Annotated in this window: 6 protein-coding genes; 5 read left to right on the forward strand and 1 reads right to left on the reverse strand. The window is 39.8% G+C overall.

Annotation, left to right across the window (positions count from 1 at the left end):
• The first annotated feature begins 25 nt into the window (after window positions 1-25).
• From AC6F75_RS09780 to AC6F75_RS09795, 4 genes are all read left to right on the forward strand, one after another.
• Complete coding sequence (locus AC6F75_RS09780) at window positions 26-244, forward strand: hypothetical protein (protein WP_500714849.1); 219 nt, start codon at window positions 26-28, stop codon at window positions 242-244.
• 17 nt (window positions 245-261) lie between these two features.
• Window positions 262-1,284 carry a glycosyltransferase gene (locus AC6F75_RS09785; protein WP_500714842.1) on the forward strand — a complete coding sequence of 341 codons (1,023 nt, stop codon included), beginning with the start codon at window positions 262-264 and terminating at the stop codon, window positions 1,282-1,284.
• A gap of 42 nt (window positions 1,285-1,326) precedes the next feature.
• A complete protein-coding gene (locus AC6F75_RS09790) occupies window positions 1,327-2,133 on the forward strand; it encodes a methyltransferase (RefSeq protein WP_500714844.1) in 807 nt (268 codons plus the stop codon).
• Between the two features lie 388 nt (window positions 2,134-2,521).
• Entirely contained in the window at window positions 2,522-3,631 is a 1,110-nt protein-coding gene (locus tag AC6F75_RS09795; protein WP_500714846.1) for a glycosyltransferase, read from the forward strand.
• A 73-nt stretch (window positions 3,632-3,704) separates the two neighbouring features.
• On the opposite strand, the gene AC6F75_RS09800 is transcribed toward AC6F75_RS09795, so the two are convergent.
• Window positions 3,705-4,085, reverse strand: a complete 381-nt coding sequence (locus tag AC6F75_RS09800) for a GxxExxY protein (RefSeq protein ID WP_500714847.1) — start codon at window positions 4,083-4,085, stop codon at window positions 3,705-3,707.
• Between the two features lie 249 nt (window positions 4,086-4,334).
• Between AC6F75_RS09800 and AC6F75_RS09805 the strand changes: the two genes are divergently transcribed.
• Window positions 4,335-5,215: glycosyltransferase (locus tag AC6F75_RS09805; protein WP_500714848.1), on the forward strand; the 881-nt coding region annotated here is incomplete at its 3' end.

The following is a 5,215-nucleotide window of genomic DNA, read 5'->3' on the forward strand; positions in this document are numbered from 1 at the left end:
TTCAATAACCAATAACCAATAACCAATAACCAGAAACCAGAAACCAGAAACCAGAAACCAGAAACCAGAAACCAGAAACCAGAAACCAGAAACCAGAAACCAGAAACCTGAAACCAGAAACCACAAACCAGAAACCAGAAACCAGAAACCAGAAACCACAAACCAGAAACCACAAACCAGAAACCAGAAACTTGAAACCAGAAACCAGAAACCAGAAACCACAAACCAGAAACCAGAAACTTGAAACCAATAACCAGAAACTTGAAACCAGAAACAATAAACACGAAGTACTCACTCATCATCTGCACCTATATGCGCCCGGGTCCTTTGCAACGCCTGCTGGAGTCGGTGATGCAGCAGTCGCGTATGCCGGATGAAATCATTGTTGTGGATGGTTCAACAGATCAGGCCACTCAGAAGATGTTGGAAGAAGTAGGTTTTAAGGGAGTCACCTACTACCATATAAGTCCGCAAGACCGCGGTCTGACCCGGCAGAGGAATTTTGGTGTTCAAAATGTGGCATCTGATACAGCTATTGTCTGTTTTCTGGATGATGACACGGTGTTGGAACCGGATTATTTTGAGTTATTACTTTCAACTTATTTGCAGCTCCCTGATGCACTGGCCGTTGGGGGTTACATCACCAATGAAGTCGCATGGATGCCTGTTCAAAAAGGATATATTGGCAAGACTGATGAATATGTTTATGATGGCTACAAACGCAAAGACGGCAACCGGTTTGTATTGCGTAAAAAACTGGGACTTGATAGTGATGTTCCCCCGGCACATTTCCCGGAGTTTGGACATGGGCGCAGTGTGGGCTTTCTGCCACCAAGCGGTGCAACTTATAAAGTGCAACAAATTATGGGTGGCGTTTCTTCTTATCGTAGGGAAGTGTTTAAAAGCATGTCGTTTTCAAATTATTTTGAAGGGTATGGCCTCTATGAAGATGCTGACTTTAGTTTGCGGCTTTCTAAATTTGGGGCTTTGTATGTCAACACTGCAGCTCGCCTCCAACATCTGCACGAACCCGACGGCAGGCCCAACCAATACCACTACGGTAAAATGGTGGTCCGTAACGGCTGGTATGTCTGGCGGGTGGCACATCCCAATCCGGCTTTGAAAAGCAAAATAAAATGGCATGCAATCACTATATTGCTCACTTTAATCAGATTGACAAATACATTCACTACCAAACAACCCAAAGCTGCTTTTACTGAAACTTTAGGCAGAATAGTGGGGTGGTGGGGTTTGTTTTTAAATCAACCTGAAATTAAACCATAAATGAGTTCTTCCATTTATAGCCTTACAAAAAAATCAATTACTTTGAAAACAACAAAGGACATCATAGAAACAAACAAAAAGCAAAAGGAGTTCTACAATACCAAAAAGAAAAACTTAGCTACCCGAATCTGGTCGCGCATGAGGGAAAAAACACTCAAGGGAATCAGGCAAAGTTCAGGAATGCAACAACAGTATTATGACCTCCACAAGGTTTGGTTTGGGGATTTAAGTACTAAAAAAGTTTTGGATTTGGGGTGTTATACAGGCAATACCTTGTCCATGTATTTAGCAGAAAATGCAAAGTCTTATGTGGGTTTGGATTTAAGTGATGTAGCGATTGAAAAATTGAATAAACAATTGAAGCATCTTCCACATGCCAGAGCCATTGCAGCCGATTTCCTGTCAGATGAGTTTCAGGAAACCGCGTTTGATCTTATTTATGCCTATGGGGTGTTGCATCATTTTGAAAACACCGATGTTTTAATTGAAAGACTTAATGAGAAGCTCGCTCCAAAGGGTACAATAATAAGCTATGACCCTCTGGAAACCAGTTTGCCCATTAAACTATTACGCCGATTGTACAGACCTTTTCAAAGTGACGCTGCCTGGGAGTGGCCCTTTACCAAGAGGACTTATGGACAATTTGCAAATGCATTTCATATTGAAGAACGCCGCGGCATATTGGGCAAATCCAAATGGATTGTCCTGATTGACCTAATGCCCTTAAGCGCCGAAAAGAAAAAACAAATCGCACAAAAATGGCACGAACAAGACTGGAATCAGTCGGCAGTTTCAGATAAAAGCCTGTTTCGCTGTATGCACATTACTATGAAAATGAGGAAGAAGTAGTTTTCGTGACTAACGATTTTTTGACGTGAGAGTAGAGATATTAGATGTTTGACGTGGCTGGATTCCCCCTTTAGAGCTTGTCCCGTTTGAGCCTACTTGAGTAAGTCTTATACATTCACTTTTTCCCTTAACAACCCTTAACTTCTTAATGGTTAAAAAAAATCAAAATCATTTCAAAAACCTGAACAATTAACGTATTTTATCTAATTAAATCAGTGAACCCTCCCCCAAATCCGCGTCATCAGCGTGCTATTTTCTTTTACACTTCAAATACAATTTCAATAACAAATATTTCTTCCGGAATTGATAACCCACTTTTCCTGAAATAGGCTTATTTTTAGTGCACCAAATAATACGATATTTATCAAACCAATAACCAGCAATCCTTTTGAAACTCCTTATCATTTCCCATACACTCCATAAAAAGCAAAACAATCAATGGTTTGCTTATGGTCCTTACGTAAGGGAAATGAATCTTTGGGAAAAGAATGTCGATGAACTTTGTGTGGTTGCCCCGTTGACCAACGATAACCCCGGAAGTATTGATTTGGCTTATATAAGTGGGAATTTCACATTTTACAAAGTACCTCCTTTTTCATTGACTTCACCTCCTGAAGGTGTCAAAGCACTATTATCCATACCGGTTTGCATATTTAAAATCTGGAAAGCAATGCGGGCAGCAGACCACATCCACCTGCGCTGTCCGGGCAATATGGGCTTGCTGGGATGTGTGGTGCAACTCTTTTTTCCGAAAAAGAAAAAAACAGCCAAATATGCCGGTAACTGGGACCCTTCCGCCAAACAACCCCTGAGTTACCGCTTTCAAAAATGGATATTGAACAATCCCTTCCTCACCCGGAATATGCAGGTGATGGTGTATGGTCATTGGCCCAATTCCTCAAAAAATATCATCCCTTTTTTTACTGCTACATATCCCAAATCTAAAAAGCAGCGTATCGAAAAAACCTTTATTCCCCCTTTCAAAGCTTTATTTGTGGGTGGGTTAACCCCCGGAAAAGACCCTTTGTATGCCGTAAAACTAGTACATCAATTACAACAAAAAGGAATTGACATTCGTTTGGACCTCTATGGCGAAGGAGTGCAGAGACAACAGCTTGAATCCTATATTGCATCGAATAGCCTGAAAAATAGCATTGTTTTAAAAGGAAATCAATCCGCTGAAGTGGTTGAACAAGCCTATAAAGATGGTCATTTTTTAATCCTCCCCTCAAAATCAGAAGGCTGGCCCAAAGCAGTTGCAGAAGCCATGTTTTGGGGAGGCGTACCACTGGCAACTGCCGTTTCCTGTGTGCCGGAAATACTGGGAAAAGGAGAAAGGGGCGTGCTATTGACAAAACAATTGGAAGAGGATGTGGAAGCTTTTTATGAATTACTAAACAACACAAACAGACTTCAAAACCTGTCCCTCAACACCCAAACCTGGTCGCAGCAATTTACACTGGAGGTGTTTGAGGAAAAAATCAGGAATTTGATTTAAACAACGCATTAATAGTTCACGCAAAGTAGCAAAAGAAAAAGCAAAGTTCGCAAAGGGGTTGATAGATATTTACTTAATCTAATTTGTTGACCACTCTATGAAGACCTTCTTTAAGAACCTTGGTATTAAAATTTATCAGTAAACCTAAACGTTTGTCAGACAATTTAAGATAGGTAAGTAGTTGTGCAAAATGAACCGGGGCGATAGTTTCTAAAGATTTCACTTCTATTATTAATTTATTTTCAACTAAAATGTCAACTCTGTAACCAACTTCCATTTTTATTTCCTTATAATAAAAAGGTAAGGGGACTTGTTGCTGTACGACTAAACCGGCTTCCTGAATATCGAAAGCCAGAGCATTTTCATACGCAGATTCTAGTAGACCGGGCCCCACTTTTTTGTGAAGTTCCAATGCAAGACCTATTACGATATAGGAAAGTTCATTTTCATTCATATTTCTAAATTACATTTTTTTTTATTTAATACACAATTCTTTGCGTACTTTGCATATCTTATATTGCTTTGCGTGAAACCCTTTTGTGGTGAGAAACCTTTTAGTCCTCATCTTAAATCGTGAAACAAAACTCAGTCTCAAAGTTCAAAGTTTGAATGAATTATTGGTAATAGAACATAGAAAATAGAGAATAGAAAAGAGATAAAAAACCTATTACCATTAACTAATAACCATTAACCAATCACGAAAATGAAAATCCTCCACCTAATAGACTCTTTAAACGCCGGTGGTGCTGAGCGGATGGCTGTGGCCTATGCCAATGCGCTTTCACAACGGGAAGTGGAGGTTTATCTGTGGAGCACACGCGAGGAAGGTATTTTAAAAGACACCATCCACCCAAAGGTGCATTACCGTTTTCTAAACCGCAAAGGCCCCATCGGACTTAAAGTGCTACTCAAAGCCTCAATACTCATCAAACAAGAAAAAATACAAATCATTCATGCACACGCTACCTCCTGGTTTTTTGGCACACTTTTAAAATGGCTGAACCCTTCGGTGAAATTGGTGTGGCATGACCATTATGGAAAAAGTGAAGAGCTTGGTAATAGAAAAAAAAGCATTCTTGATTTTTGTTCGCATTTTTTTGATTTGATTTTTGCTGTGAATCAGCTTTTGGAAAATTGGGCAAAAAAGGAATTGAACTGCAAAGAGGTCATATATATCAAAAATTTTAGCTCGGTTGAAAGTCAAGCAGAAAAAACATTAAAGCTTAATGGAGCGCAGGGTAAACGTATTGTTTGTGTGGCTAATTTACGGCCTCAAAAGAATCATTTAAATCTACTCAGGGCTTTTTTGAATATATCTTCAAAACATCCTGACTGGACATTACATTTACTCGGAAAAAACCGGGATGATGATTGCTTCAGGTCAATAAATAAATTTATTCTTGAACATCATCTCGTGGATAGCGTATTTTACTACGGTTCTCAAAGTGGTATTTCAGCAGTTTTGAAGCAGGCCGATATAAGTGTATTGTCATCAGATTCTGAAGGCTTACCTCTCGCAATTATTGAATATGCCCTCGCCGGTCTGCCGGTGGTTACCACCAATGTGGGCTACTGTGCAGAAGT

The organism is Planktosalinus sp. (assembly GCF_059864935.1).

Coding starts and splice junctions, on each gene's coding strand:
- AC6F75_RS09800 (WP_500714847.1), bottom strand. CDS start 4,085: ATGAATGAAAATGAACTTTCCTATATCGTAATAGGTCTTGCATTGGAA.